The 2,136-nt window shown below is 64.1% G+C and carries 1 protein-coding gene; it reads left to right on the top strand.

All coding sequences use genetic code 11. The features are described 5' to 3' along the window. The first annotated feature begins 324 nt into the window (after positions 1-324). Entirely contained in the window at positions 325-2,094 is a 1,770-nt protein-coding gene (locus VW23_RS08405; protein WP_069909125.1) for an acetolactate synthase 3 large subunit, read from the top strand. The last annotated feature ends 42 nt before the right edge of the window (positions 2,095-2,136 follow it).

The following is a 2,136-nucleotide window of genomic DNA, read 5'->3' as shown; positions in this document are numbered from 1 at the left end:
CACCAGGCTGATCGAGCGCGCGTCGAACGGCCAGCGGGCTGATTACGCCAACGTATCCGCGGGAAGTCCGTCCGCCTCGGACGTAACTAGCCCCTTGACACCGCCGCCCACCTCCGCCCATAACTCCGCACCTAATCTTGGAGCACGATCCGTGCAGAAGCTTATCGTAGTAGTGGGGCGCATCGAGCACGTGGGGTAAATCCCTGCGAGGGTCGGTGCGCTCGTTCGAAGGTCCCTAACGGGGCCTTTTTTGTTGCCGAATTTCCGCCGGAGACGGCGCGTTGCGAATGAAAGACCGGCAGAGCCCGGGGGAGTTATGAGAAAATGGCCGAGCAGATGACAGGCGCGGAGATGGTGATCCAGGCCCTGGTCGATAACGGGGTGGAGCACATCTTCGGCTATCCCGGCGGGGCGGCGTTGCCGATCTATGATGCGATGTTCCAGCAGGACAAGGTGCAGCACATCCTGGTCCGGCACGAGCAGGGCGCGACGCACATGGCCGAGGGCTATGCGCGTTCGACCGGCAAGGTCGGCGTCGTGCTGGTGACCTCGGGTCCGGGGGCGACCAATGCCGTCACCGGCCTCACCGACGCGCTGATGGACTCGGTCCCGCTGGTCTGCATTACCGCGCAGGTGCCGACGACGCTGATCGGCTCGGACGCCTTCCAGGAATGCGACACGGTCGGCATCACCCGCTCCTGCACCAAGCACAATTACCTGGTGAAGAACGTCAACGACCTGTCGCGGGTCATGCATGAGGCGTTCCACATCGCCAATTCGGGCCGCCCCGGTCCGGTGCTGGTCGATATCCCGAAGGACGTGCAGTTCGCACTCGGCACCTATCTCGGCATCGACGAGATCGGGCCGAGCCGCCACAAGAGCTATCACCCGGCTACGGCGGGCGACAGCAAGGCCATCGAGGCGGCCGTCGACATGATGCTGAAGGCCGAGCGGCCGATCTTCTATACCGGTGGCGGTATCATCAACTCGGGCCCAGAAGCTTCCGAGAAGCTGCGCGAGCTGGCTGAACTGACCGGCTTCCCGGTGACGTCGACGCTGATGGGGCTGGGCGCCTTCCCGGGCTCCAATCCGCAGTGGATGGGAATGCTCGGCATGCACGGCACCTACGAAGCCAACATGGCGATGCATGACTGCGACCTGATGATCAATATCGGGGCGCGGTTCGACGACCGCATCACCGGGCGCATCGATGCGTTCTCGCCGGGCTCGACCCGCATTCACGTCGATATCGACCCGTCTTCGATCGGCAAGAACGTCCGCACCGATCTCGCCATCGTCGGCGACAGCGGGCTGGTGATGGAAGAGATGGTCCGCATCTGGCGCACCAAAACCAACCAGCCGCGCACCGAGGCGATCGCGCCGTGGTGGGAGCAGATCGAGGGCTGGCGCAGTAAGCACTCGCTGGGCTTCAAGAACTCGACCACGACGATCAAGCCGCAGCACGCCATCCAGCGCCTCTACCAGGCGACCAGGGGGCGGGAGGTCTACATCACCACCGAAGTCGGCCAACACCAGATGTGGGCGGCGCAGCATTTCCCGTTCGAAATGCCGAACCGCTGGATGACCTCGGGTGGCCTCGGCACCATGGGCTATGGCCTGCCGGCCGCGGTCGGCGTGCAGGTGGCGCATCCGGACGCGCTGGTCATCGACATCGCCGGCGAGGCGAGCGTGCAGATGACCATGCAGGAGATGTCGACCGCGGTGCAGTATGGATTGCCGATCAAGGTGTTCATCCTCAACAACGAGCGGATGGGCATGGTCCGGCAGTGGCAGGACCTGCTGCATGGCGGGCGCTATGCGCACAGCTACTCGGAGAGCCTGCCCGATTTCGTCAAGCTGGCCGAAGCCTATGGCGGCAAGGGCATCCGCTGCTCCGATCCGGCGCTGCTCGACGCGGCGATAGAGGAGATGCTCGATTACGACGGCCCGGTGCTGTTCGACTGCCTCGTTGAAAAGCACGAGAACTGCCTGCCGATGATCCCGTCGGGCAAGCCGCACAACGAGATGATCCTGCCCGATTTCGAGGACGATATCGGTGCGGTGATCGACGAAAAAGGCCGGCAGCTGGTGTAGCAGACGGCGACGCTGGAGCGCGTGGACCCCCAACCCCTGACC

It is taken from the genome of Devosia insulae DS-56 (assembly GCF_000970465.2).
Taxonomy (GTDB): Bacteria; Pseudomonadota; Alphaproteobacteria; order Rhizobiales; family Devosiaceae; genus Devosia_A; species Devosia_A insulae.
Note: the sequence above shows the minus strand (reverse complement) of the source record. Positions and strands in the feature narration are given on the sequence as shown.